At 72.6% G+C, this 24401-nt stretch carries 24 protein-coding genes; 13 read left to right on the top strand and 11 right to left on the bottom strand.

Annotation, left to right across the window (positions count from 1 at the left end; genetic code table 11):
• Positions 1 to 18: 18 nt before the first annotated feature.
• Together ACYU8V_RS16835 and ACYU8V_RS16830 are read right to left on the bottom strand one after the other, a co-directional pair.
• Positions 19 to 450 (bottom strand): nuclear transport factor 2 family protein, encoded by a 432-nt coding sequence (locus ACYU8V_RS16835; RefSeq protein ID WP_460848987.1) that lies wholly within the window; start codon positions 448 to 450, stop codon positions 19 to 21.
• A gap of 16 nt (positions 451 to 466) precedes the next feature.
• Entirely contained in the window at positions 467 to 952 is a 486-nt protein-coding gene (locus ACYU8V_RS16830; protein ID WP_460848985.1) for a nitroreductase/quinone reductase family protein, read from the bottom strand.
• A gap of 46 nt (positions 953 to 998) precedes the next feature.
• Between ACYU8V_RS16830 and ACYU8V_RS16825 the strand changes: the two genes are divergently transcribed.
• A complete protein-coding gene (locus ACYU8V_RS16825; RefSeq protein WP_460848984.1) occupies positions 999 to 1877 on the top strand; it encodes a TIGR03619 family F420-dependent LLM class oxidoreductase in 879 nt (292 codons plus the stop codon).
• Entirely contained in the window at positions 1874 to 3025 is a 1152-nt protein-coding gene (locus tag ACYU8V_RS16820; RefSeq protein ID WP_460848983.1) for a hypothetical protein, read from the top strand. Before ACYU8V_RS16825 ends, ACYU8V_RS16820 begins: the two co-directional genes overlap by 4 nt.
• Before the next feature lie 7 nt (positions 3026 to 3032).
• Here the strand turns inward: ACYU8V_RS16820 and lepB are convergent, their stop codons facing one another.
• Positions 3033 to 3644, bottom strand: coding sequence for a signal peptidase I (gene lepB / locus ACYU8V_RS16815; protein ID WP_460848982.1), 612 nt, complete (start codon positions 3642 to 3644; stop codon positions 3033 to 3035).
• Between the two features lie 162 nt (positions 3645 to 3806).
• Here lepB and ACYU8V_RS16810 point away from each other — a divergent pair, with 162 nt between their 5' ends.
• Positions 3807 to 4673 (top strand): alpha/beta fold hydrolase, encoded by an 867-nt coding sequence (locus ACYU8V_RS16810; RefSeq protein WP_460848980.1) that lies wholly within the window; start codon positions 3807 to 3809, stop codon positions 4671 to 4673.
• Between the two features lie 28 nt (positions 4674 to 4701).
• On the opposite strand, the gene ACYU8V_RS16805 is transcribed toward ACYU8V_RS16810, so the two are convergent.
• Positions 4702 to 5547 (bottom strand): aldo/keto reductase, encoded by an 846-nt coding sequence (locus ACYU8V_RS16805; RefSeq protein ID WP_460848979.1) that lies wholly within the window; start codon positions 5545 to 5547, stop codon positions 4702 to 4704.
• A gap of 75 nt (positions 5548 to 5622) precedes the next feature.
• Here ACYU8V_RS16805 and ACYU8V_RS16800 point away from each other — a divergent pair, with 75 nt between their 5' ends.
• Positions 5623 to 6405 (top strand): SDR family oxidoreductase, encoded by a 783-nt coding sequence (locus ACYU8V_RS16800; protein WP_460848977.1) that lies wholly within the window; start codon positions 5623 to 5625, stop codon positions 6403 to 6405.
• Entirely contained in the window at positions 6402 to 7559 is a 1158-nt protein-coding gene (locus ACYU8V_RS16795; RefSeq protein WP_460848976.1) for a sulfotransferase family protein, read from the top strand. Before ACYU8V_RS16800 ends, ACYU8V_RS16795 begins: the two co-directional genes overlap by 4 nt.
• On the opposite strand, the gene ACYU8V_RS16790 is transcribed toward ACYU8V_RS16795, so the two are convergent.
• From ACYU8V_RS16790 to ACYU8V_RS16775, 4 genes are all read right to left on the bottom strand, one after another.
• Entirely contained in the window at positions 7549 to 7953 is a 405-nt protein-coding gene (locus tag ACYU8V_RS16790) for a homing endonuclease associated repeat-containing protein (protein ID WP_460848974.1), read from the bottom strand. The two genes, ACYU8V_RS16795 and ACYU8V_RS16790, sit on opposite strands and share 11 nt — an antisense overlap.
• A gap of 10 nt (positions 7954 to 7963) precedes the next feature.
• Complete coding sequence (locus ACYU8V_RS16785) at positions 7964 to 8821, bottom strand: hypothetical protein (RefSeq protein ID WP_460848973.1); 858 nt, start codon at positions 8819 to 8821, stop codon at positions 7964 to 7966.
• Entirely contained in the window at positions 8818 to 11703 is a 2886-nt protein-coding gene (locus tag ACYU8V_RS16780; RefSeq protein WP_460848972.1) for a helix-turn-helix transcriptional regulator, read from the bottom strand. Before ACYU8V_RS16780 ends, ACYU8V_RS16785 begins: the two co-directional genes overlap by 4 nt.
• Before the next feature lie 75 nt (positions 11704 to 11778).
• Complete coding sequence (locus ACYU8V_RS16775; RefSeq protein WP_460848971.1) at positions 11779 to 11922, bottom strand: hypothetical protein; 144 nt, start codon at positions 11920 to 11922, stop codon at positions 11779 to 11781.
• Positions 11923 to 12089: 167 nt separating this feature from the next.
• Here ACYU8V_RS16775 and ACYU8V_RS16770 point away from each other — a divergent pair, with 167 nt between their 5' ends.
• Positions 12090 to 12728 (top strand): nitroreductase family protein, encoded by a 639-nt coding sequence (locus ACYU8V_RS16770; protein WP_460848970.1) that lies wholly within the window; start codon positions 12090 to 12092, stop codon positions 12726 to 12728.
• 7 nt (positions 12729 to 12735) lie between these two features.
• On the top strand, positions 12736 to 14649 hold the full coding sequence (locus tag ACYU8V_RS16765) for an ABC transporter ATP-binding protein (RefSeq protein ID WP_460848969.1): 1914 nt from the start codon (positions 12736 to 12738) through the stop codon (positions 14647 to 14649).
• A 12-nt stretch (positions 14650 to 14661) separates the two neighbouring features.
• On the opposite strand, the gene ACYU8V_RS16760 is transcribed toward ACYU8V_RS16765, so the two are convergent.
• Positions 14662 to 15873 carry a PucR family transcriptional regulator gene (locus ACYU8V_RS16760; RefSeq protein WP_460848968.1) on the bottom strand — a complete coding sequence of 404 codons (1212 nt, stop codon included), beginning with the start codon at positions 15871 to 15873 and terminating at the stop codon, positions 14662 to 14664.
• A gap of 183 nt (positions 15874 to 16056) precedes the next feature.
• On the opposite strand from ACYU8V_RS16760, the gene ACYU8V_RS16755 reads away from it, so the two are divergent.
• The 5 genes from ACYU8V_RS16755 to ACYU8V_RS16735 are packed head-to-tail and all read left to right on the top strand — an operon-like array spanning position 16057 to position 21086.
• The gene (locus ACYU8V_RS16755) at positions 16057 to 17742 is read left to right on the top strand and encodes a PHA/PHB synthase family protein (RefSeq protein ID WP_460848966.1); all 1686 of its coding nucleotides are present in this window, start codon (positions 16057 to 16059) and stop codon (positions 17740 to 17742) included.
• An 8-nt stretch (positions 17743 to 17750) separates the two neighbouring features.
• Positions 17751 to 18557, top strand: a complete 807-nt coding sequence (gene phaZ, locus ACYU8V_RS16750) for a poly(3-hydroxyalkanoate) depolymerase (protein WP_460848964.1) — start codon at positions 17751 to 17753, stop codon at positions 18555 to 18557.
• Between the two features lie 7 nt (positions 18558 to 18564).
• Positions 18565 to 19068, top strand: a complete 504-nt coding sequence (locus tag ACYU8V_RS16745; RefSeq protein ID WP_460848962.1) for a DnaJ family domain-containing protein — start codon at positions 18565 to 18567, stop codon at positions 19066 to 19068.
• Between the two features lie 60 nt (positions 19069 to 19128).
• A complete protein-coding gene (locus tag ACYU8V_RS16740) occupies positions 19129 to 20220 on the top strand; it encodes an HpcH/HpaI aldolase/citrate lyase family protein (protein WP_460848961.1) in 1092 nt (363 codons plus the stop codon).
• A complete protein-coding gene (locus ACYU8V_RS16735; RefSeq protein ID WP_460848959.1) occupies positions 20220 to 21086 on the top strand; it encodes an HpcH/HpaI aldolase/citrate lyase family protein in 867 nt (288 codons plus the stop codon). The genes ACYU8V_RS16740 and ACYU8V_RS16735 overlap by 1 nt, the downstream gene beginning before the upstream one ends.
• Here ACYU8V_RS16735 and ACYU8V_RS16730 read toward each other — a convergent pair.
• Both ACYU8V_RS16730 and ACYU8V_RS16725 read right to left on the bottom strand, forming a co-directional pair.
• Complete coding sequence (locus ACYU8V_RS16730; protein ID WP_460848958.1) at positions 21083 to 21970, bottom strand: SGNH/GDSL hydrolase family protein; 888 nt, start codon at positions 21968 to 21970, stop codon at positions 21083 to 21085. The two genes, ACYU8V_RS16735 and ACYU8V_RS16730, sit on opposite strands and share 4 nt — an antisense overlap.
• Positions 21967 to 23151 (bottom strand): PucR family transcriptional regulator, encoded by a 1185-nt coding sequence (locus ACYU8V_RS16725; RefSeq protein ID WP_460848957.1) that lies wholly within the window; start codon positions 23149 to 23151, stop codon positions 21967 to 21969. Before ACYU8V_RS16725 ends, ACYU8V_RS16730 begins: the two co-directional genes overlap by 4 nt.
• A gap of 93 nt (positions 23152 to 23244) precedes the next feature.
• On the opposite strand from ACYU8V_RS16725, the gene ACYU8V_RS16720 reads away from it, so the two are divergent.
• Complete coding sequence (locus ACYU8V_RS16720) at positions 23245 to 24375, top strand: ferredoxin reductase (protein WP_460848955.1); 1131 nt, start codon at positions 23245 to 23247, stop codon at positions 24373 to 24375.
• The last annotated feature ends 26 nt before the right edge of the window (positions 24376 to 24401 follow it).

Raw genomic sequence — 24401 nt, 5'->3', positions numbered from 1 at the left:
CCAGTGTAAGGAGACTGCTCAGAAACCCCGCGTCCACACGACCTGCTCGTGCAGCTGCCGGCTGCGCCAGCCCACGTCGGTCCGCACGAAGGCGTGCCGGTAGACGCCGCCCACCTCGACGACGCGATGGCCGCCCTCGCCGTCGGAGACGACCATCGGGTTGTGGAAGTACGCCGCGACCTGCGCCGAGTCGCCCACGCCCTCGAAGTCGTAGGAGATCTGGCCGAGCGTGTGCAGGTAGCGCGTCGAGAAGGCCGGCAGGTTCTCGGCCAGCCACGCCTTGACCGTCGCGAAGTCGGCCGCGATGCCGCCGGACTCGGTGTAGTCGATCTGCGCATCCGGGGTGAACACCGTGTCGAGGCCGTCCCAGACCCGGGTGTCGACGGCGAGCGTGTAGCGGGTGATCGCATCGGCGATCTCGGTGCGGTCGAGCAGCTCGGCGACGTCCATCACGCGTCCTCCTCGGTCATCGGGGCTCGAGGACGACGACCGGGATCTCCCGGTCGGTCCAGGACTGGTAGCTGTCGAAGTCGGCGTACAGGTCGACCAGGCGGGGCCACAGCGCGGCACGCTCCTCCGGGCCGGCGACGCGCGCGCGGACCTTCCGGCCGCGCGCGCCGGGCAGGTCGATGGTGGTGTCGGGGTGGGCCTGCAGGTTGTGGAACCACTGCGGATTCCTCGGCAGGCCGCCCTGGGAGGCGACGACGACAGCATTCGGGCCGTCGGCCAGGTGCAGCAGCGGAGTCGTGAACGTCGTACCGCTCTTGCGGCCGACGTGGTCCAGCAGCAGGACCGGCACCGGCTTGCGCCAGCCGGCGCCGACGCGCCACTTCGCGCCGAGCCGGCCGTTGGTGAGCCGGAAGAGCGTGACGTTGGCGCGGGCGCCGTACTTGATGATCTTCGCGACGATCGGCTTGTCGAGGCCCTCGGGCTTCGGCTTGATCCCTGCCATGAGGCTCACTCTGGCACAGATCTAGAACACGTTCTAGTGTTGCCCCATGAGGTTCACCTACGCCGAGGCGATGACCCAGGCCACGTACTACGCGCCGCTCGCGCAGGCGGCCGAGGCCGCCGGCTACACCTCGATGACGGTCGCCGACTCGCTGATCTACCCGCAGGAGTCGGACTCGACGTACCCCTACACCGACACCGGGGACCGGGAGTTCCTGCTCGGCAAGGAGTTCATCGAGACCTTCATCCTGTGCGCGCACCTGTTCGCCGTGACCTCCACCCTCCGGTTGACCCCGTTCGTGCTCAAGCTGCCGATCCGGCCGCCGGTGCTCGTCGCCAAGCAGGCGTCGTCGCTGGCGTACCTGTCGGGCAACCGGCTCGGCCTGGGCGTCGGGCTGAGCCCGTGGCCCGAGGACTTCGCGGCGATGGGGGTGCCGTGGGAGCGGCGCGGGAAGCGGATGGACGAGTGCATGGACATCCTGCGCGGGCTGACGTCCGGTGAGTTCTTCGGCTACTCCGGCGAGTTCTACGACCTCGAGCCGCTGCAGCAGTGCCCCGCGCCGACCGAGCGCATCCCGCTGCTGGTCGGCGGGCACTCCGACGCGGCGCTGCGCCGCGCGGTGGTCAAGGGCGACGGGTGGATGCACGCCGGCGGCGACGGCGAGGAGCTCGACCGGCTGCTGACCCGGCTCGCGGAGATCCGCAAGGAGGAGGGCGACACCCGCGAGGACTTCGAGGTCCACGTGATCTCCTACGACGCCTATTCCCCCGACGGCGTGAGGCGGCTCGAGGACAGGGGCGTCACCGACTGCATCGTGGGCTTCCGGGTGCCCTACATCAAGGGCCCGGACACCGAGCCGCTCGAGCCGAAGATCCGGCACCTGGAGCAGTACGCCGAGAGCGTGATCGCGAAGGTGAACCCGTGAGCGCGGCGTACGGGCTGACCAAGCCGTTCCAGGACGCCATCGCGGAGGCCGAGGAGCTGATCGCGAACGCTCCCTTCATCCGCACCGAGGCGGACCGGCTGGAGGGCTACGAGTACCTCTCCGGCCGGATCCGGATGGCGATGCAGAACGCCTTCGACTACGACCTCGACCAGCCGGTGTTCATCAACCCGACCCACCAGTTCTCCAAGCAGGGCCTGGACAACCCCGACGCGATCTACTTCAACGCCTACCTGCGCGAGGGGGTCGAGTACGTCGTCCGCGGCCGCCGTGGCACCTCCGCGGACCTGTCCTTCCAGGTGATGGGCGGGATGTACTCGGCGTCGTCGACGGCGACCTCGATGCTGGCCATCGACGACCGCTCGCTGTCCATCGACGACGACGGCACCTTCGAGCTGCGCTACACCGCCGAGCCGGGCGCCAAGACGCTCATCGTGCGCGAGGTCTTCAACGACTGGGACCACGAGTCGCGGGGGACGTTGTGGCTGGAGCGGCCCGACACGCTCGGACTGCCGCGCAAGGAGCGGACCCGCGAGTCGCTGGCGAGGAAGTACGACGTCGCGGCCCGCTCGCTGACCGGCTCCATCCAGACCTGGTTCGCCTTCCCCCACTTCTTCCAGTACAAGGAGCCGGCCAACACCCTCACCGCCCCGGCCTCCACGCCGGGCGGGCTGGCCTCGCAGTTCTCCTCGATCGGCCACTACGACCTCGCCGAGGACGAGGCGATGATCGTGACGGTGCCCGCCTGCGGCGACTGCGCCTACCAGGGCATGCAGATCGGGTCCGACTGGTACGCCTCGACTGACTACGAGACCCACCAGACCTCGTTGACCAAGGCCCAGGCGTCGGTCGACGACGACGGGATGATCCGCTTCGTCATCTCCGAGCGCCCGCCCGGCGGCACCCCGATCGCGAACTGGCTGGAGGCCACCGGTCACCGCACCGGCCCGGTCATGCTGCGCTGGCAGCGGGTCGAGCGCGACCTCACCCCCGACGACGGCCCGACCATCGAGATCGTGAGGGCCGCCGACGCCGCGGCCGTCGCCGGCGCCGTACCGCTCACGGAGGAGGAGTACGCCGCCCGCATCGCCGCCCGCCAGATCGCGGTCGCCCGGCGGATGATCTCCTAGCCGCCGATCAGGGCACGTCGACGGTGCCGACGATGGCGGAGATCGGCACCCAGGGCGACATCGCGCAGTGCTTGAGGCGCCCCGGACAGATGTGCGATCTGGAGTCGGCTGAGTTCTCACGGTTGTCGCCCATCACGAAGACCTCGCCCGCCGGCACGGGGCCTATCCGCCAAGCGCAAGGTGTCCGCGTCACCGTGACCGGCAGCTCGGCTGCGCAGCGTCCGTGGACCGCGGCGAGATACGGCTCCGCGACAGGACGGCCGTCGATCTCGATCCGACCATTCGGCGTGCAGCACACGATGCGGTCACCCGCAATCGCGACGACCCGACTGATCAGTCGTCCGACATCGGGCGTGGAAGGCCCATCGAGCCCTGGCAGCCAACCGTGAGGTTCGTTGAACTCGATGATGTCGCCGCGCCGAGGCCCGTAACCCGCAGGAACCCCCACTACGACGATGCTCTCGCCACGTTCGAGCGTCGGCGACATGTTCGAGCCCCCGAACTGCAATCGTTCGCTGGGAGCGTTGGCGCGACCGCCACAGCCGGCCATCGCAAGCGCAGCCGCAAGGAGCAGGGCTACTGCCCCGATCCGGCGTACGCGGCAGACCTGACGAGCCATAGCGCCGACACTACGACGACATCCCCGCCACCGGATCGACTCGCTCCCCGTGTCACGACCGTCGAATCAAGGCTTGTGGCCCTCCGAGATCGCGATCTCGCAGGGCCACAAGCCTTGATTCGCGGGGCCAGAACTGTGGATTCGCGTGGGTAGGGTCGGGACATGACGGAGCGCATCGCCCTCGACCTGCCCGACGGACGCGTGCTGGATGTCCAGGTGTCCGGGCCGGCGGACGGGATCCCGCTGGTGTGGCACCACGGCACACCGGGGTGCAGCTACCAGTCGGCGCAGAAGCAGCAGGCCGCCCACGAGCGGGGGCTGCGGCTGGTGAGCTACTCGCGCGCAGGGGCGGCCGGCTCGACGCGCAACCAGGGCCGCACGGTCGCCGACATCGCGGGCGACGTCGCCGCGATCGCCGACCACCTCGGCGCGGAGCGGATCTACACCGGCGGGCAGTCCGGTGGCGGCCCGCACGCGCTCGCGACCGGCGCCGGGCTGCCCGACCGGGTGCTGGGCGTCCTGGCCGTCTGCTCGGTCAAGCCGTACGTCGGCCAGCCCGACTTCCTCGAGGGCATGGGCGCCGCCAACATCGAGGAGTTCGGGCTCGCGCTGGAGGGCGAGGACGCGCTGCTGCCGTTCCTGCTCAGCGACCGGGAGGGCATCATCACCGCCGACGCGCAGAGCGTGATCACGACCCTGGACAGCCTGCTCCCCGACGTCGACCGGGCGGTCCTCTCCGGCGAGGTCGGGGCCGACCTGCTGGCCAACCTCGCCGGCGGCGTCGAGGAGGTCTACGGCTGGCTCGACGACGACCTGGCGTTCACCCGCGACTGGGGCTTCGCACTCGACGACATCCGCATGCCGACGTACCTCTGGCAGGGGTCGGCGGACCTGATGGTGCCGTTCCACCACGGCCAGTGGCTGGCCGAGAACATCCCCGGCGTGGTCCCGCACCTGATCGAGGGCGAGGGCCACCTGTCGATCCAGGTGAACCGGTTCGAGGAGATGCTCGACGAGCTGATCCGTTAGGCCGGACCGTCGATGCTGGTTCGCTTGATCACGGAATCCAGTCGAAGGTGTCCGGGTTCGGGCCGGTCCGACCCGCCTCGCCCTTGTCGAGCGCGGTGAGGGCGGCGACGTCGTCGGCGGTCAGCGCGAAGTCGAAGATGTCGGCGTTCTCGGCGAGGCGCGCCTTGCTCATCGACTTCGGGAAGACGACGTCGCCACGGTCCAGCGCCCAGCGCAGCAGGACCTGAGCGGGCGTCTTGCCGAACCTCTCGGCCAGCGCCACGACGGCGGGATCCTCGAGCTCGCCACCGCCCTGACCCAGCGGCGACCAGGCCTCCACGACCGCGCCGTGCTGGGCCGTGGCGGCGCGCGCGGCGTCGTTGGCGAAGTAGGGGTGCGCCTCGATCTGGTTCACGGCCGGTACGACGCCGGTGGCGGCCACGATCCGGTCCAGATGGTCGGGCTGGAAGTTGGAGACGCCGACCGAGGTGGTCAGGCCGGCGGCCTGCAGCTCGACGAGCGCCTCCCAGGTGGAGACGTAGTCGCCGTCGTACTGGGTGGGCAGGGGCCAGTGGATGAGGAACAGGTCGACCTTGTCCAGGCCGAGCTTCTCCAGCGAGACCTCGAGCGCGGGGCGCACGTCGCCCTTGGCGTGGAAGCCGTTGTTGAGCTTGGTGGTCACGTAGAGGTCGTCGCGGGGGATGCCCGCCGCCTCGATGGCAGCACCGACGCCCTCCTCGTTGCCGTACATCTGCGCGGTGTCGAGGTGGCGGTAGCCGAGCTCGAAGGCGTCGGTCACGACGCGCTCGGCCTCACCCTGCGGCACCTGCCACAGGCCCAGGCCGAACTGCGGGATGGAGGTCTTGTCGTTGAGATCGATCCGAGGGGTGCTCATGCAGAGGTGCAACCCGTCCGTGCCGGACCTATTCCAGCGATGGCGAAAAACTGGAACACGTTCTAGTCTGTGCCCATGGTTGAGCTGCTCAAGGACAAGGTCGTCGTCCTCTCCGGTGTCGGTCCCGGCCTCGGCCGCGCGCTGGGCGAGGAGGCGGCCCTGATGGGCGCCGACCTCGTTCTCGCGAGCCGGACCCCGAAGCGCCTGGAGCGCATGGCCGAGGTGGTTCGCGAGCACGGTCGCCGCGCCCTCGTCGTACCGACCGACATCACCGACGAGTCCGCGCGGGCCGAGCTGGTGGCGGCGTCGCTCGAGGAGTTCGGCAAGGTCGACTGCCTGATCAACAACGCCTTCGGGATCCCGCCCATGGACCCCATCTCGACCCTGGAGCTGGACGGGCTGCGCACCGCGCAGGAGACCAATGTCTTCGCGCCCCTGCGGCTCTCCGCGCTCTTCGCCGACGCCCTCGCCGCGAGCAAGGGCTCGATCATCATGGTCAACTCGTGCGTCATCTACTCCAGCCAGCCCGAGTACTCCGGCTACAAGCTCTCCAAGGGCACCCTGGAGCACCTCGCGCAGTCGCTGGCCACCGAGCTCGGCCCGCGCGGCATCCGGGTCAACAGCATCGCGCCGTCCTACATCTACGAGGACGTCAACAAGGCCTACTTCGACTGGATCGCGTCCGAGACCGGCCGCACCCATGCGGAGGTGTACGCCGAGAAGGCCGCGCCGACCGACCTGAAGCGGCTCGCCACCCCCGACGAGGTGGCGCGGGCCGCCCTGTTCCTCGCCTCCGACCTGGCCAGCGCGGTGACCGGCCAGATGCTCAACGTCGACTGCGGGGAATTCCACGCATGAGCGCACCGCGGGAGCGCCCCGACATCGGCAGCCTCGAGGACATCCAGGCCGCGGCGACCCGCACCACGGGGCTGACCGACTTCGGCTTCGCCGACGCGCCCGGCCACGAGGAGGCGTTCCGGGTCCTGGTCGACGATCTGGCCTCCCCGGAGGCGGGCCTGACCGGGGTCGGCAACTACTTCATGCGCTCCCAGGTCAAGAGCGCGCTGGTGGCGCGGCTGCTGACCCAGGCGCGGTTCGCCGAGCTCCCGGAGCATGCCGAGGTCAGCATCGAGCGGCCGATCTTCGTGGTCGGCCTCCCCCGCACCGGTACGACGGCCCTGAGCCGCCTGCTCTGCGCCGACCCGGGCAACCAGGGCCTGGAGATGTGGCTCAGCGAGTTCCCGCAGCCGCGGCCGCCGCGGGAGACCTGGGAGAGCGACCCGATCTTCACCGCCATGCAGGCGGCCTTCCAGGAGCACCACATCAGCAACCCCGAGTTCATGGGGATCCACTACTCCGACGCGACCGAGCCCGAGGAGTGCTGGCGGATCCTGCGCCAGACCGGCAAGTCGATCGGCTTCGAGTCGCTGGCCCACATCCCGCGCTACTCGCAGTGGCTGAGCACCCAGGACTGGACCGACGCCTACGAGCGGCACAAGCAGAACCTGCAGCTGATCGGCCTCAACGACCAGGACCGGCGGTGGGTGCTGAAGAACCCCTCGCACCTGATCGCGCTGGACGCGCTGATGTCGGTCTACCCCGACGCGCTCGTGGTGATGACCCAGCGCGATCCCGTCACCTCGGTCGCCTCAGCGTGCTCGCTGTCGGCGGAGGCCACCGAGGGGCACTCGACCACCTTCGTCGGCGAGACGCTCGGCCGGGACCAGCTCGGCCACCTGTCGCGGCAGTGGGAGGCCTTCTGGACCGCCCGCCCGTCGTACGACGAGAGGCAGTTCTTCGACGTGGACTACCGCGGCTTCGTGGCGGATCCGGTCGGGACCGTCGGCGCGATCTACGACCACTTCGGGCTGACGTGGAGCCAGGACGCGCAGGGCGCCGTGCGGCGGCTGGACGAGGAGTCGCGCAGCGGGCCGCGGCGGCCCTCGCACCGCTACGACCTGGCCGACTACGGGCTCACCGAGGCGGAGATCCTCGCGACGTTCAGTCGATGAGGCCGCGGGCGCGGTTCTTGATCGCCGCCCACGAGCCGCGCTGCCGCAGGGTGGCGCCGCTCGGGGCGTCCGCGCTGACCCGCGCCCACTCGGAGTAGTCGGCGAAGGAGCCGGTCGCCCCCGGGGACTCCAGGTAGCGGGCCACGATCGCGACGACCTCGTCGTCGGTCCACCGCCGGCTGGTCGAGCGGGTCGAGTTGGCCCGCAGGCCCGCCGCCTCGCACGCCCCGCGCCAGGAGCCGAGCCGGCGGATGAGCAGCGCGGGCGACGCGGCATCGGAACGGCCGCGCTGCCAGGTGTCGTAGGCGCCGGCCGTGAGCGGCTCGCCGAGCTCCGCCGCCGCGGCGCGCAGGCCCGCGATCAGCTGGTCATCGGAGAAGTCGGGGCCGCGCACCTCGGTGACACTAGACGAGGGCCTGGAACCGGTCGACCGCGAGCGTGGAGCGGAGCTCGGCGCGGTCGCCGGGGTGCTCGAGGTAGTGCCGCAGGACCGCCAGTGCGTGCCACGGGTCGACGGCCAGCTCCGCGACGGCGATCGTCGGGTCTGCGGTGAGGGCGAGCGCCGAGAGGTGGGTGCGGCCCGCGACCTGCTCGGGATCGGCCGCCAGCGACAGCCAGTTGCTGACCAGGTCGTCGGAGCGGAACCAGCCCTGCCGCCGCGAGGTCCAGTGCGGGCGGACGGCGCGGATCGCGGTCCACGGCACGCGGACCGGCCTGCGCTCCGAGGTCAGCACGACGGCCTCCGGGGTGAGCAGCACGAACCGTCCCCGCGTGGGCCGGCGCTGCAGCACGCCGCCGACCGCTCCCAGCAGGAACAGCGCGGCGAGGGCAGCGCACAGGACCCCGCCGAGCACCGCGGCCACCGGGCTGTCGGCACGCGCCCGGCCCGTCACGATCAGGGTGAGGCCGGCGAGGGCGGTGCAGCCGAAGATCGTGCACCCGAGGACGGCGGGCCATGACATCGGGTTGAGCGGCAGCGCCAGCCCGGAGCCCTCCGGCCCCTCGTAGTCGTACGCCGGCAGCCGGCGCCGGCTGCGCCACCACGGCGCCAGCAGCGGGCCGACCGCGATCACCGCGAGCAGCACCGCGGCCGCCGGCCTCCCCGACCGGGCGGCGACCACCGCCGACCCGGCGAGGAGCACGCCCACACCGATGCCGACCACGGCGAGCCAGGTGTTGCGGGCCAGCCCGAGGTGCCAGCCCTCACCGGCGTCATGGCCGCGCAGCGGCGTGGCCGGCTCCCCCGATGGCTGCAGCGTCACCCCACCAGTCCATCACGCCGGGCGATGGCCGCGGCCTCGGTCCGCCCGGAGGCGCCGAGCTTGCCCAGGATGTTGGAGACGTGGACGCTGACCGTCTTGGTGCTGATGAACAGCTGCTTGCCGATCTCTCCGTTGGTGCGCCCCTCGGCGACCAGCGCCAGGATCTCGGTCTCGCGCTCGGTCAGCCTGCCGGGCTGCGCGACCGACCGGGTGGGCGCAGCTCCGGCCGCGGTGAGCGCGTCGTTGAGCCGCACCCAGCCGAGCTCCTTGGCGGTCGCCCGCGCGGCGTCCGCCAGCCGGCGCGCGCCCTCCCGGTCGCCGAGCTGCCGCAGGATCGAGGAGTACGTCGAGCGCACCCGCGCCCCCTCGACCACCTGGCCCATCGCGTCGGCCCGCTCGAGCACGAGGTCCCAGGCCGCGACCAGCTCGTCGCGCGCGGGCGGGTCCTCGCCGGCCAGCCAGCGGACCCGCAGCTCCTCGGCGACGAGCCGGGCCTGCCAGAGCAGCCCCTCGATCCCCCACTCGTGAGCCTTGACCACCAGCCGGCCGTCCTCGGCGACCCGAGCGGCCTCGGCCGCGAGCCGCGCGCGATCGGCACCGCTCGCCGTGGGAAGCGCCGCCGCCACGGCCGCCAGGGTCTGGGCGGCCATCCGCACCCCCGCCGGGAACCGCGGCTGCCAGATCTCGGTGAGCAGGCCGGTGACCCGGTCGTAGAGGTCCAGCGCAGCATCGGCGTCGACCGCATCGGCGTACACCTCGAGCTCGACGCCGGAGGAGAAGATCGCGATCGCGCCCTCCGCCCGCCAGAGGTCGCGCAGGGCGATCAGCTCGTCGAGGACGTCCTCCCCGCGCGCGTGGCGGATGCTGAGCCGGGTCGGCGCCAGGACCCCTTGGGGCACCGGGGGCGCGGCCTCGATGTCGGTGGACTCGATGACCTCGAGCGCGCCCTCCCAGTCGCCGCGCATCCAGCGCACGATGCCCAGCTGCCAGCGCGCGTCGAGGACGTAGAGCGCCCAGGGCTGGCCCACGCCGCGGTCCAGGATCGACCGGAACCACGTCTCCGCCTCGTCCCACTCGGCCGCGTCCTGGTGCGAGCGCGCGATGAGCCACCGCGCGCGGAGCTCGGGACGCATCGCACCCGACTCCTCGGCCTGCCGGACCGCCGCGAGGAGGGCGCGGCGCAGGTCGAGCGGCTCATCGCGCAGGCCGCTCAGCGTGGTGACCAGGTCGGACACGACCGCGGCGATGCCGAGCCGCTCGGCGAGCGCGAGCCCCTCCGTGGCCGCCGCCTCCGCCCGCGCGGTGAGGGACGGGTCGACCTGCTTGGCGTGCTTGGCGAGCAGTCGCGCGTAGGTGGCCAGGGCCTTCGCGCGCAGCGGTCCGCCCTCGGGCGCCAGGGACGCGGCCTTCGCCGCGACCTGCACCGCGTCGACGTCGGACTCGACGTAGCCGAGCAGGTCGGCGTAGGACTCCAGCAGCCGGGCCTCGCCCTCGGTCGAGCCGTGCCAGGACGCGAGCTGCTCCTCGAGCAGCGCGACCGCGCGTTGGACGTCGCCGCTCGCGGTCAGCGCCTCCGCGGCCTTGACGACGACCTTGGACACCGCCAGGCCGAGCCGGTCGGCCCGGTCGCCGTCGGCGAGCAGCTCCAGCACGCTCTCGTAGTGACCGGCCGCGTCGTCGGGGCCGCCGACCGACATCGCCTCGTCGCCGGCCGCGATGCCGGCGGTCACGGCGCGGTCCAGGTCGCGGGCGCGCCAGGCGTGGCGGGCGAGCTCGGCGGCGGTGCCGGCGGCGCCGGAGGTGAGCGCGGCGACGTACTGCTGGTGCAGGCGGACCCGCTCGCCGGGCAGCAGGTCGTCGTAGACGGCCTCGGCGAGCAGCGCGTGCCGGAAGGAGTACGCCGAGGCGCCGGCCTCCAGCAGGTTCGTCTCGACCGCGGCCCGGACGCCCGCCTCGAAGTCGGCCGGCGACAGGGTGGAGGCCGCCGCGAGCAGCTCGTGGCGCACCCGCCGCCCGGCGGCGCTGGCCAGCCGGACCACCTCGCGGGCCTCGTCGGGCAGGCGGTCCAGGCTCACGAGCAGCACGTCGGCGAGCTCGCCGGGCAGGCACTCGCCGCCACACTCGGAGGCGACCAGCTCCTCGACGAAGAACGCGTTGCCCTCGGCGCGGCGCACGATCGCCGCGGTGCGCTCGGCCGCGAACGGGGTCGGCGCGAGCTCGGCGACGAGCGCGCGGACGGCGGCGTCCGGGAGCGGCGCGAGGGAGAGCCGGCTCATCTGCGGCAGCCGCGCCCACTCCGCGACCTGACGGCGCAGCGGGTGGCGGCGGTGGAGATCCTCGGTGCGGTAGGAGGCGACGATCGCGACGGTCCCGGCGTACTGCCGGGCGAAGAGGAAGCCGAGCAGGTCGCGCGAGGACTGGTCGGCCCAGTGGGCGTCCTCGATGACCAGCAGCACGGGAGCCTGCGCCGCGGCGGCGTCGAGCAGCGCGTGCACCCCGGTGAAGAGGGCGGCACGGTCGGTGGCCTGCTTGTCGCCGGCACCCATCCGGTGGCCGGGCTGGAGCCGGTCGAGCGCGGGGTGGGCGGCGGCGACCTGCGCGAGCAGCTCGGGCTGCTCGGCGGCGAACCGGCCCACGACCACCGAGAACGGCAGGTAGGGCAGGGCGCTCTCGCCGAAGTCCAGGCAGGCGCCGGCATGGACCTGCCAGCCGGCGGCGACCGCGCGGTCGCGCAGCGCCATCAGCAGCCGGGTCTTGCCGACCCCGGCGTCGCCGGACAGCAGCACGTTGGCGCTCGCGCCGCCGTTGATGCCGAGCAGGTCGGCGAGCTCGTCCAGCTCGCTGTCGCGGCCGATCATGATCGGGCTGGAGCGGGCTGCCATGCCCACCATCATGGCGGTCGCCGGGGACACCCGGCGACCGCCTTTCCCGATGCTCACCTCCGGCTCGCCCCCGGCTCACTTCCAGGTGGACTCGGCCTGCCGGCGGCGCGCCCGCTCGGCCCGGGCCCGCGACCCCTCGCGGCGGCTCATCGAGCGCTGGTAGCCCTCGAGACGGGCCTCCTGGTAGGACATCGCGGCGTACATCTGCAGCTGGCTCATCGACTTCTCCTGTCGTTGTTGATGACCCGAATCTGCGCCTCTGAGGTAGGCACCCACATCGGGCGACCTCCCTATTCGTGCCTGCGCGCGACCTCCTCAGGCGCCGCGGCCGGGAATGAGGTAGCGACCGGGAATCGGCTGGGGGCGCGGTGCTGTTGGATGGGGATGTGGAGTTCGCGGAGGTCGTACGCCGGCGGCGGATGACCCGCGCCTACGACCCGGCTCCCCTGGACCCCGGCGTGGTCGAGCAGCTGCTCGCCCAGGCCCACCGCGCGCCCAGCGCCGGCAACTCGGCCGGGTGGGCGTTCGTCGTGCTGGACACCCCCGAGGACGTCGCCCGCTTCTGGCAGGCCCAGACCGACGAGGCGCTGCCCGGCGGCTCCCCCGACGCCTGGCTGACCGGGATGATGCGGGCGCCGGTCGTGGTCGTGCCGTGCAGCCGCCGGTCGGTCTACCTGGAGCGCTACGCGAGCACGGACAAGGCCCGGGCCGGTCTCGGCGACCGCGACGAGCGGCAGTGGGCCATGCCCTACTGGGACCTCGACACCGCGATGGCCGCGCTGCTGGTGCTCCAGGGCGCCACCGACCTGGGGCTCGGGTCGTGCTTCTTCGGGCTGGTGCCGGACCGGGTCAACGCGGTGAAGGCGGCGCTGGGGCTGACCGGCCCGGACGCCCCGCACCCGATCGGCGCCATCACCCTCGGCCGGCCCGACCCGGCCGGCCCGCCGGCGCGGTCGCTGCGGCGGCGTACCGACTGGAGAGCGGTGGCCCACCGCGGCGCCTACGGCAACGGCTGGCCCTCATGAGGTGCTCGTGAGGCCCGGGATCAGCGCCGACCACCTGACGAAGGCCGACCTGGCGCGCACCGACCCGGTGCTGCCGCGCATCGCCCGGCTGCTGCGGCCCTACCGCAGCCAGATCGTGCTCGTGCTCGTGGCGGTCGTGGTCGCGGCGGGCCTGAACTCGGTGCCGCCGTTCCTGACCCGGGCCATCTTCGACAAGGCGCTGTTCCCGCTGGACGGCTCGCGGCCGCACCTGACGCTGCTGGCCTGGCTGGTCGGCGGCATGTGCCTGATCCCGATCGTCGCCTCGATGATCTCCATCGTCCAGAACTGGCTGACCTCCACGATCGGCAACTCGGCGATGGCCGACCTGCGCGGCGACCTGTTCGAGCACCTGCAGACCATGGAGCTGGCGTTCTTCACCGCCACCAAGACCGGCGCGATCCAGAGCCGGCTGGCCAACGACGTCGCCGGCGTGCGGACGGTCCTCACCGACACCGCCACGAGCATCGTGCAGAACTCCGTGACCGTCACCGCCGCGTTCGTGTCGATGGTCGTGCTGTCCTGGCAGCTGACGATCCTGACCCTGGTCCTGATGCCGCTGTTCGTGTGGCTGCAGCTCAAAGTCGGCAAGCGCCGCCAGCGGCTGGCCCGCAAGACCCAGGAGTCGCTGTCGGAGATGACCGCGATCACCGAGGAGGCGCTGTCGGTCTCCGGCATCCTGCTCGCGAAGGTCTTCAACCAGCACGCCTTCGAGGTCGACCGCTACCGCGAGGCCAACCGCCGCCAGACCCGGCTGCAGGTCGAGCAGGCGATGACCGGCCGCACGTTCTTCGCGGTCGTGCAGACCTCGTTCGCGATCACCCCCGCACTGATCTACCTGGCGGCGGGCTGGATCCTGGCCGGCCGGCTCCCGATCGGCACCGGCGCGCTCACCGCCGGCACCATCGTCGCCTTCACCACCCTGCAGGGCCGGCTGCAGATGCCGCTGCTGCAGCTGATGCGGGTGTCCCTGGACGTCCAGACGTCGCTCGCACTGTTCCGCCGGATCTTCGAGTACGTCGACCTCGAGCCGGCCATCACCGACCGGCCCGGCGCGATCGCGCTGCCGGTGGCGGAGGCGAAGGGCCGCGTCGAGCTGGACGGGGTGTGGTTCCGCTACCCCGAGCCGCGCTCGCTCTCCGGCGACAAGCCGATCGTGACGACCCCTGCGGCGGCCGAGGAGCCGGTCGAGCCCGTCGAGCCCGTCGAGCAGTGGGCCCTGCGCGACGTGAGCCTCGTCGTCGAGCCCGGCCAGCTGGCCGCGATCGTGGGTCCGTCGGGCTCGGGCAAGACCACGACGACGTACCTCATCCCGCGCTTCTTCGACGTGAGTCGCGGGGCGGTGCGGATCGACGGGCACGACGTCCGCGACCTGACCCTGGACTCGCTCGCCGACCTGGTCGGCATGGTCACCCAGGAGCCGTACCTCTTCCACGGCACGATCCGCGACAACCTCGCCTACGCGCGGCCCGACGCGACCCAGGACGAGATCGAGCAGGCGGCGCGCGACGCCAACATCCACGACCGGATCATGGGCTTCCCGCTCGGCTACGACACGATCACCGGCGAGCGCGGCTACCGGCTGTCGGGCGGCGAGAAGCAGCGCCTCGCCATCGCCCGGGTGCTGCTCAAGGACCCGCCGGTGCTGATCCTCGACGAGGCCACGTCGGCCCTCGACAACGAGACCGAGCGGCTGGTGCAGGAGGCGCTCGAGCGCGCCACCCGCTCCCGCACCACGATCGCGATCGCCCACCGGCTCTCCACGATCCGCTCCTCGGACGTCATCTTCGGCCTGGTCGACGGCCGGGTGGTCGAGCGCGGCACCCACGACGAGCTGCTCGCCGACCCGGAGGGCCTCTACGCCCGGCTGTGGCAGGAGCAGCTGCGAGCGCGCCGGGGCTGACGCGTCGCGCGGTCAGGCCAGGCCGAGGATCCGCGCGCACTCCAGGGCGACGTACAGCTCGGCGGCGTCGACCGGCAGGGCGAGGTCGCGCCCGGTGACCTCCTCGAGGCGGCGGACGCGGTAGCGGACGGTGTTGCGGTGCACGTGCAGCTCGCGGGCCGCCGTCGACGTCGAGCCGCCGACCGCCAGCCAGGTGCGGGCGGTCTCGATGACGACCCCGCGGTCATCGGGTGGCAGGGCGAGGACCGGGCCGAGCACAGCCTCGGCGAGCTGGCGCGCCTGGTCCGGGCTGCCGGCCAGGAGCACCGCCAGCGGCTGCTGCTCGAAGCGCACGACCGCCACGGCCCCCGGGGTCGCGGCCGCGCAGGCGACCCGCGCCTGCTGCCGGGCCCGCGTGGCGTCCTCCAGCGAGGCGAAGACCCGGCTGACCCCGACCCGGCCGGTGGCCAGCTCGACCAGGGACGCGGTCAGCGCGTCGAGGTCGAACCCGACCCGCAGCGCGACGACGCCCTCCTGGTGGTCGCGGTCCAGCCGCCACGCCGACGCCACGTTGGTACGCCGGAGCAGGCGCTCCACGTCGCCGAGCGCGTCCTGCCCCGGCCCGGGTGTCTCGGCCGCCACGACCACGAAGCCCCGCCCGCCGTCGAGGGCGAGCACGTTCTCGCCCTCCATGCCACCCGGGTCGCCGTCGAGCAGCGCGCCGACCACGACCGAGCGCTCCTGGCTGTCGCGCCGGACCCGTTCGGCGAGGGCGCGCCGGTAGGCGTCGGTGACGTGCACCGCGAGGTCGTCGCTGACCGTCCAGATGTCGGCTGCCGCGCGCAGCAGCACCTCCTGCTCCTCCGGCGCGGCGTGCTCGACCAGCAGCTCCCAGACATAGCGGCCGCCGATCCGGAACGCCTGCAGCACCGCGGCGTAGGGGAAGCCCTGCGCGGCGCGCATGGCCCCGGTCGCGCGCGGGCTGTCGAGGCTGACCGGCTCGTCGCCGGCGAGCTGGCCGAGGATGTAGCGCACGTTGTCGGTGCAGGACTCGTCGACGCTCGCGCGGTCCTCGGGACGGGCGGCGTACTCGGGGATCTCCGCACAGATCCGGTCCGCCATCAGCCGGCCCAGCCGCTCGGCGTCGGCCAGCAGCCGCCGGCTCAGGTCGCGCACCTCGGCCGCCACCTCCGGACCCGGTGACGACGCGGACGGCGACCCGGAGGAGGGGACAGAGATGGCCACGTCCTGAACCTAGCCCGAACGGAGCGAGGTGACTGTGCACGTGCACACAGGCGAGGGCCGGAGTTTCGTGCCGCGGCCCGATGACGCGGCACCCCCGCGAGCACCACAGTTGAGTCATCCCCGGAAGCGCCGCCGCAGTCGCGATCCACACCGCTCGAGCCCCACGAACACCTGGAGACCCCGATGAGCGACCTGTCCACCCTCGCCGCCGACGCCGCACCCCTCGACGTCCTGCTCGTCGACGCCGCCCTCGGCCCGCTGCGCCGGTTCCAGCCCGACCTGTCCACCGCCAAGTGGGCGCTGTCGATGGCCCGTACGCCGCGCAACACCGCCCGCCGGATCGGCGACCTCGGAGCGGAGGCGGGCCGGATCCTGATCGGCTCCTCCGACGTCGTCCCGAGGCGTGGCGACCGCCGGTTCACCGACGCCGCCTGGCGCGACAACCCGCTGCTCAAGCGGCTGTCCCAGGTCTACCTCGCCGCCGGTACGACGATCGACCAGCTCGTCTCCGACGCCGACCTCGACCCGCGCGACCGCAAGCGGGTGCGGTTCCTGATGGAGAACCTGGTCGAGGCGCTCGCGCCGAGCAACGTCCCGCTGGTCAACCCCGAGTCCGCGAAGGCCGTCATCGACACCGCCGGGCTCAGCCTGGTCCGCGGCGGCGCCCAGCTGGTCAAGGACCTCGCCTCCGCGCCGCGCATCCCGGACATGGTCGACACCAGCGGGTTCACGCTCGGCGAGAACGTCGCCGCGACGCCCGGCGAGGTCGTCTTCCGCAGCGAGGTGCTGGAGCTGATCCAGTACGCCCCCACCACCGACGAGGTGTACGACGTCCCGCTGATGATCGTGCCGCCGACGATCAACAAGTTCTACGCCGTCGACCTGGCGCCCGGCCGCAGCCTGATCGAGCACAGCCTGCAGGCGGGCCGGCAGACCTTCGTCATCTCGTGGCGCAACCCCGACGCCCGGCACGCCTCCTGGAACTTCGACACCTACGTCCGCGCGATCCTCGACGCGCTCGACGCGGTCGAGGAGATCACCGGCTCCGAGCGGACCTTCCTGGGCGGCATCTGCTCGGGCGGCATCCTGGCCAGCATCACCGCGGCGTACCTCGCCGGCATCGGCCGGCAGGACCGGATCGCCGCCCTGTGCCTGGCGGTCACCGTGATCGACAACCACGACGCCGGCACCGTCTCCGCGCTGTCCGACCCGCGCCTGGCGAAGCTGGCGAAGGCCAAGTCGGCCCGCAACGGCTACCTGGACGGCCGGGCCCTGGCCGAGGTGTTCGCCTGGCTGCGGCCCAGCGACCTGATCTGGAACTACTGGGTCAACAACTACCTGCTCGGCAAGCGGCCGCCGGCCTTCGACATCCTGTTCTGGAACGCCGACACCACCCGGATGTCGGCCGGCCTGCACGCCGACTTCGTCGACATGGCGGTCGACAACGCGCTCACCCAGGCCGACGCGATCACCGTCATGGGCGTGCCGATCGACCTGGCCAAGGTCACCGTGGACTCCTACATCGTGGCCGGCATCGCCGACCACATCACGCCGTGGGAGAACTGCTACCGGACCACCCAGCTGCTCGGCGGCACCAGCCGGTTCATCCTCTCCACCAGCGGCCACATCGCCGCCCTGGTGAACCCTCCGGGCAACCCGAAGGCCAGCTTCCACACCAACGACGACACCACGGCCGACGCCAAGGCGTGGCTCAAGGGCGCCGAGACGCACCAGGGCACCTGGTGGACCGACGTGTCGACGTGGCTCGCCGAGCGCAGCGGGGAGATGATCCCTGCACCGAAGGAGCTCGGATCGACCCGGCTCCAGCCGCTGGCGCCCGCCCCCGGCACGTACGTCTTCGACAAGTGAGGTCGCCCGTGGAGCACCTGCAGCAGCGGACCGTGCTCGGGCACGAGGTGCGCGTCGCCGTGCGCCCCGGCACCGAGCCCGGTCCCCCGCTGCTGCTCTGCAACGGGATCGGGGCCAGCCTCGACCTGCTGCAGCCGTTCATCGACGCGCTCGACCCGCGGATCCCGGTGGTGCGCTTCGACGTGCCGGGCGTGGGCGGCTCGCCGGACCCGGTGCTGCCCTACAACTTCGCCCTGCTCGCACTGGGCGTGAGCCGGCTGATGACCGACCTCGGCTTCGAGCGGTACGACGTCCTCGGGATCTCCTGGGGCGGCGGCCTCGCGCAGCAGATCGCCTTCCAGAGTCCCCGTCGGGTACGCCGGCTGGTGCTCGTCAGCACGGCCACCGGGTCGCTGATGGTGCCGGCCTCGCCCCGCGTCCTGCGCAAGATGGTCACCCCGCAGCGCTACCGCGACGCCGACTACGCCGTGGAGGTCGCCGCCGAGCTCTACGGCGGCCGGATGCGCGAGCGGCCCGACGACGTGCGGCGCCTGATGCACGACCGCTCGCGGGTCGGGTCGCGCAAGGGCTACCTGTTCCAGCTGCTCGCCGGTGCGGGCTGGTCGAGCATCCCGGGGCTGCCGTTCCTGCGCCAGCCCACGCTGATCCTCGCCGGCCGCGACGACCCGATCATCCCGCTGGTCAACGCCCGGATCATGAAGCGGCTGATCCCCCGCTCGGCCCTGCACGTGTACGACGACGGCCACCTCGGTCTCGTCACCTCCGCCGACACGCTCGCGCCGCTGATCGCGGGGTTCTTGCGCCCCGAGGGATAGTCGAGGGGTGGCGGCGGACGCTGAGGAGGACCGGCCGCTCGACCCTCAGGCCGAGCGCAAGGCCGCCCGTGCCCGCATCGACCAGCAGCACACCTGGGTCGAGCTGCAGGTGCGCCGGGCCATCGAGCGCGGCGAGTTCGACGACCTGCCCGGCGCGGGCAAGCCGATCGAGGGCCTCGGGGAGGAGCACGACCCCGACTGGTGGGTGAAGCGGCTGATCGAGCGCGAACGGATCGTGGTCCTGCCGCCGGCGATCCAGCTGCGCAAGGACGACGCCGCGCTGGACGAGCGGCTGGACCGGCTCTGGTCCGAGGCCGAGGTCCGCCGCGAGGTCGAGTCCTTCAACGCGCGGGTCGTGCGGGCCCGCCTCGCCCCGGGCGACTGGCCGCCCCTGGTGACCCAGCCGCGCGACGTCGACGCCACGGTCGCGGCCTGGCAGGAGCGGCGCTCCCGGCGTACCTCTCCAGCGCCGGAGGCGCCGCGCCGCAAGCGCCGCTGGCGCCGTTCCTGACCGTCTCGCGAGACATCGGTCATACCGCCCGGCCCGCACCGGTCGGTAAGGTCGCGGAACGTGAGCCACAAGAGTGCCAAGGACTTCTTCCGTCCCCTCGCGGTCGGCGCGCCCCAGCCGCTGCGCGAGATCCCCGCCCGGCCCAGCCGCGCGATCCACTTCTTCGACCCGAGCAACGAGAAGATGGCAGCCAAGGTCCCCGCCATGGTCGGCACCGTCGACGTGCTGCTCGGCAACCTCGAGGACGCCATCAAGGCCGACAACAAGGTCGCCGCCCGTGAGGGCCTGGTGAAGATCGCCCAGGAGACCGACTTCGGCCCGACCCAGCTGTGGACGCGGATCAACGCGCTCGACAGCCCGTGGGTGCTCGACGACCTGACCACCCTCGTGCCCGCCATCGGCGAGAAGCTCGACGTGATCATGGTCCCGAAGGTGCAGGGCGCCGAGGACATCCACTACGTCGACCGGATCCTGGCCCAGCTCGAGGCCAAGGGCGGCATCACCAAGCCGATCCTGATCCACGCGATCCTCGAGACCGCCCGTGGCGTCGCGAACATCGAGGAGATCTGCGGCGCCTCGCCGCGGATGCAGGGCCTCTCCCTCGGCCCGGCCGACCTCGCCGCCGACCGCCGGATGAAGACCACCCGCGTCGGCGGCCCGCACCCGGGCTACCTGGTCCGCGCGGACGCTCCCCGCACCGACGACGGCGGCTTCGCCTACGACGCCGAGCGGACGACGTACCAGCAGGACCTCTACCACTACACGATCGCCCGGATGGTCGACGCGTGCGTGACCCACGGGATCTACCCCTACTGGGGCCCGTTCGGCGACATCAAGGACACCGTGGCGTGCGAGGACCAGTTCCGCAACGCGTTCCTGCTCGGCTGCGTCGGCGCCTGGTCGCTGCACCCGGCCCAGATCAAGATCGCCAATAAGGTCTTCGCGCCGAGCGTCGAGGACATCGCCCACGCCCGCCGCGTGGTCGCCGCGATGGGCGACGGCACCGGCGCGGTCATGATCGACGGCAAGATGGAGGACGACGCCTCCCTCAAGCAGTGTCTGGTGCAGGTCGAGCTCGCCGAGCAGCTCTCCGCGATCGACCCCGACCTGAAGGCCATGTACGACGCGATCCCCGCTCCCCAGGAGGCGTGATGTCCACCGAGTTCAAGCCGCTGCGCTCCGTCCTCTACATGCCCAGCTCCAACGAGCGGGCGCTGGAGAAGGCCAAGACGCTCCCCGCCGACGCGATCATCTTCGACCTCGAGGACGCGGTCGCGCCCGACGCCAAGGTCGAGGCGCGCGGCAAGGCCGCCGCCGCCGTCCAGTCCGGTGAGTACGGCGAGCGCCACCTGATCATCCGGGTCAACGGCATCGGCACCGAGTGGCACGCCGACGACATCAAGGCGGCCGCCGCGGGGGGCCCCGACGTCGTCCTGGTCCCCAAGGTCAACTCCGCCGAGGAGGTCCTCGAGCTGGTCGACGCGCTCGCCGCCGCCGACGCCCCCGAGAAGACCACGCTCTGGGCGATGGTCGAGACCCCGATCGGCATGCTCAACGCGCTCTCGATCGCGACCGCCTCCGAGCGCCTCACCGGCTTCGTCATGGGCACCAACGACCTCGTCAAGGAGCTGTACGCCGAGCACGTCCCCGGCCGCCAGCCCGTGATCACCGGCCTCGGTCTCGCGCTGCTCGCGGCCCGCGCCGCCGGCATCGTGATCATCGACGGCGTCTACAACGACGTGAAGGACACCGAGGGCTTCCTGGCCGAGGTCGAGCAGGGCCGTCAGATGGGCTTCGACGGCAAGACGCTGATCCACCCCGGCCAGGTCGAGGGCGCCAACGCCGGCTTCGCGCCGAGCGCGCAGGCGGTCGAGGACGCCCAGGGCCTGATCGAGGCCTTCGAGAGCTCGACGGGCGGCGTGGTCACCTACAACGGCAAGATGGTGGAGAACCTCCACGTCGAGTCCGCCAAGCGGACCCTCGCGATCGCCGAGGCGATCGCGGCGCTGCAGGCCTAGCCCAGCGCCTTCTCGACGAGCCCGGCCACGGCCCGCTGCTCCACCGCGTAGGGGTGGAACGGCGCGGCCGGGCCGTCCGGCACCGCGCCCGCGATCCACGGATCGGCCGCGCAGATGTCGTGCCCGGCCGAGGCGGTCCAGGTGTCGACGTACGTCGCTCCCCCCGCACTCGCCGCCTGCTGCATGCCGCTGTTGAGGCCCTCGATGATCCCGCGCGCGTAGGCGTAGTCGCCCGCCGCCAGCGGCATCTGCGCGCAGTGCCCCTGCGCCGGCACGATCTGCGGGTAGCCGACCAGCAGGATCCGCGCGTGGGGCGACCGCGCCGCGATCTCGGCGATGACCGCGGAGAGCCTGCCCGCGAGCACGCCCGCGATCGTGTGCGACGCCGTCGCGACGTCCATCCCCGACGCCTGGGTGCACGGGGCCCCGGTCGGGTCCTGCTGGGCCAGGGCGAAGCAGGTGCTGACGAGGTGGACGAAGACCGCGTCGTCGTTGCCGCCGATGCCCAGCGTCACCAGTGCGGTGTCGGGCGTGAGGGCGTCCAGCTGAGGAGCGGCGGAGGCCGTGCCGACCTGCTGGTGGCCGGCGAGGTCGGAGGTGGTGGCGCCGTTGCAGGTGGCGTCGGCGAGGGTCAGGCCCAGTCGTCGCGCGACCAGGTGCGGGTAGCTGCGGCGCGACCGGCCGCAGCCCGTCGGCTCACCGGCCGGCCCGCGGACCGCCCCGCCGGCGATCTCCGGGGCCGCGGAGTAGGAGTCGCCGAGGGCGACGTACCGACCGGAGAGGGCGGTGGGGGTCGGCGAGGCGGCGGGTGCGGGACCGGCCTCCGGCGTACCGCAGCCGGCGAGCGCCAGCACGGCCACGACGGCCAGCGCGGACTTCCTCACCCGTCCCCCTCGTCGGTCTCGGGCTCGTTCCCGAGCGCGATGGTCAGCGCCATCACCGTAGACGGGTCGGACAACCGGTCCCCGAACAGCTCACGCAGCTGGCTCACGCGGTAGCGCACGGTCTGCGGGTGCACGAACAGCGCGGCCGCGATGTCCTCGCGCCGGCCCTGGTGCAGCAGCCACGCGCGCAGGGTCTCGGTCAGCTTCGCCGCAGCATTGGGACGTACGCCGGCGAGCGGGGCCAGTGCCTGGCGCCGGAGGTCCTCGAGCGCGGAGGGGTCGGCGCGGCGTACCAGCTCGACGAGGTGCTCATCGGAGTCGCCGGGCAGCCCGAGGTCGCGGGCCCGCAGGGCGCGCGTGTAGGACTCGTGGACCTGCGCCCAGGGGCGGGACGGGCCCACGAAGCAGCCCCGGTCGCGCACGATCTCCAGCAGCAGGGAGCGTCCCCGGCCGTGCACGTCGGGCACGAGCAGCACGCCGACCCCGTCGAGCCCGGCCTGGCCCGAGGCCTGCAGCGCCCGCGGGGAGACCAGCTGGCGCACCGCGGTGGCCTGCGCCCCCGGCACCAGCACCGCGGTCAGCGTCTCCGGGAGCCGCCAGTCGGCCTCCTCGGCCGCGGCGGCCAGGTCCTGCTCCAGGCGGCCCTCGAGCAGGCCCTGCGCGAGACGCTCCAGCAGCCGCTGCCGGACCCGGCCGGTCCGCTCCTCCTCGTCGCGGTGGCCCGCCACCGAGATCGCGGACAGCTCGTCGATCCAGGCGAAGACCAGCCCCGCGAACTCGGCCACCGTCCCCGCATCGACCCCGAGCTCGACGGCCTGCTGGGAGAGGTGCTGCCAGGCCGTCCGCGAGCCGATCCGGTACGCCGAGAGCAGCGCGTCGGTCGTCCGTCCGCTGCGGGCCTCGCCGCGACCGAGCTGGTAGACGCCGTCGGTCGCGATGGTCCGCGCCTGCTGGTCGACCTCGTCGCCCGCGACCAGTGCCACGAAGCCCGCGAGCGCGAACTCGACCGCCCGCCGGATGGTGTCGCCCATCGGGCCGCCGAAGGCGTTCGCGTACGCCGGGACCTCGGCCACGACCCGGTCGATGACGTCATCGGCGACGGCCGGCAGCTGGGCGCGGATCGCCGCCGCCTGGGCGGCGCTCAGCAGGGCGCGGGAGGCGGGACCCGGGCGCTCGCTCATGCGCACCTCTTTTATCCACTGCGAACAAGGAATGGCTCTTGATTCATCGACGCCACACAGGACTTTAGCGCGATTCCTCAGCACTATGGAGTCATGAGCACGATCTCGGTGGACGCCCCCCGCGCCACCCCCGTACGCCGATCCCCGCGTGCCCTGCTGCGCGCCGTCGCCGACGCCGCGGTCAGCCCGCTGACCGTCGACGACCTGCTCGACCACTTCCACCCGCTGCGCGGCGGCACCGGCCCCGAGCAGGTCCAGGGCCGGATCGTCGAGGTCCGCGCCGAGACGGCCGAGGCCGCGACCGTAGTGATCAAGCCGGGCCGCGACTGGGCCGGCCACCTGCCCGGGCAGTACGTCCGGGTCGGCGTCGACGTCGACGGCGTCCGCATGTGGCGCTGCTACTCGCTGACCCACGGCCCGCGCCGCGACGGCCGGATCTCCATCACCGTCAAGGCCATCCCCGGCGGCACCGTGTCGAACCACCTCGTGCACGCGGCCACGGCCGGCCAGCTGGTGCAGCTCGCGCAGGCCGAGGGCGAGTTCGTCCTCGACCCGGCGCACCGCCAGCTGCTGCTCATCACCGGCGGCTCCGGCATCACCCCGGTCATCGGGATGCTGCGCAACCTCTTCTCCAAGGCCCGGCCCGAGGACCGCTACGACATCGTGCTGGTCCACTCCGCGCTCACCCACGACGACGTCATCTTCGGCGCCGAGCTGCGTGCGCACGCCGCCGCGGGTCGAATCCGCCTCATCGAGCGGCACACCGACACCGACGGCCTGCTCACCACCGCCGACCTCGACGCCGAGGTCCCCGACCTCGCCGACCGGGTCGCCTACGCCTGCGGGCCCGCCGGGCTCCTCGACACCCTCGAGGCCTTCTACGGCGAGCGCGGCCTGAGCCTGTACACCGAGCGGTTCCGGCCGCCGGCCAGCGACATCACCGCCGAGGGCGGCACCGTGTCCTTCGGCCGCACCGGGCTCGACATCGAGGCCGACGGCTCCACTCCGATCCTCGACGCCGCCGAGAACGCCGGCGTGCTGATGCCGAGCGGCTGCCGGATGGGCATCTGCATGGGCTGCGTGCTCCCGATGACCCAGGGCAGCGTCCGCGACCTGCGCACCGGCGAGCTGACGACCGCGGTTCCCGGCGAGACCGACGCCGCCGGCGTACTCATCCAGACGTGCATCAACGCGGCCGCCGGGCCGTGCCACCTCGACCACTGATCCGTCCCTCGATCGCCCCCAGGAGA

It is taken from the genome of Nocardioides ultimimeridianus (assembly GCF_054777895.1).
Note: the sequence above shows the minus strand (reverse complement) of the source record. Positions and strands in the feature narration are given on the sequence as shown.

What these genes read in the sequence shown, in the direction of transcription:
- ACYU8V_RS16755 (WP_460848966.1), top strand. Translation starts at nt 16,057, where the DNA reads ATGAGCGACCTGTCCACCCTCGCCGCCGACGCCGCACCCCTCGACGTC.
- ACYU8V_RS16825 (WP_460848984.1), top strand. Translation starts at nt 999, where the DNA reads ATGAGGTTCACCTACGCCGAGGCGATGACCCAGGCCACGTACTACGCG.
- ACYU8V_RS16780 (WP_460848972.1), bottom strand. Translation starts at nt 11,703, where the DNA reads ATGGCAGCCCGCTCCAGCCCGATCATGATCGGCCGCGACAGCGAGCTG.
- ACYU8V_RS16830 (WP_460848985.1), bottom strand. Translation starts at nt 952, where the DNA reads ATGGCAGGGATCAAGCCGAAGCCCGAGGGCCTCGACAAGCCGATCGTC.
- ACYU8V_RS16775 (WP_460848971.1), bottom strand. Translation starts at nt 11,922, where the DNA reads ATGAGCCAGCTGCAGATGTACGCCGCGATGTCCTACCAGGAGGCCCGT.
- ACYU8V_RS16800 (WP_460848977.1), top strand. Translation starts at nt 5,623, where the DNA reads ATGGTTGAGCTGCTCAAGGACAAGGTCGTCGTCCTCTCCGGTGTCGGT.
- ACYU8V_RS16795 (WP_460848976.1), top strand. Translation starts at nt 6,402, where the DNA reads ATGAGCGCACCGCGGGAGCGCCCCGACATCGGCAGCCTCGAGGACATC.
- lepB (WP_460848982.1), bottom strand. Translation starts at nt 3,644, where the DNA reads ATGGCTCGTCAGGTCTGCCGCGTACGCCGGATCGGGGCAGTAGCCCTG.
- ACYU8V_RS16810 (WP_460848980.1), top strand. Translation starts at nt 3,807, where the DNA reads ATGACGGAGCGCATCGCCCTCGACCTGCCCGACGGACGCGTGCTGGAT.
- ACYU8V_RS16720 (WP_460848955.1), top strand. Translation starts at nt 23,245, where the DNA reads ATGAGCACGATCTCGGTGGACGCCCCCCGCGCCACCCCCGTACGCCGA.
- ACYU8V_RS16725 (WP_460848957.1), bottom strand. Translation starts at nt 23,151, where the DNA reads ATGAGCGAGCGCCCGGGTCCCGCCTCCCGCGCCCTGCTGAGCGCCGCC.
- ACYU8V_RS16735 (WP_460848959.1), top strand. Translation starts at nt 20,220, where the DNA reads ATGTCCACCGAGTTCAAGCCGCTGCGCTCCGTCCTCTACATGCCCAGC.
- ACYU8V_RS16835 (WP_460848987.1), bottom strand. Translation starts at nt 450, where the DNA reads ATGGACGTCGCCGAGCTGCTCGACCGCACCGAGATCGCCGATGCGATC.
- ACYU8V_RS16805 (WP_460848979.1), bottom strand. Translation starts at nt 5,547, where the DNA reads ATGAGCACCCCTCGGATCGATCTCAACGACAAGACCTCCATCCCGCAG.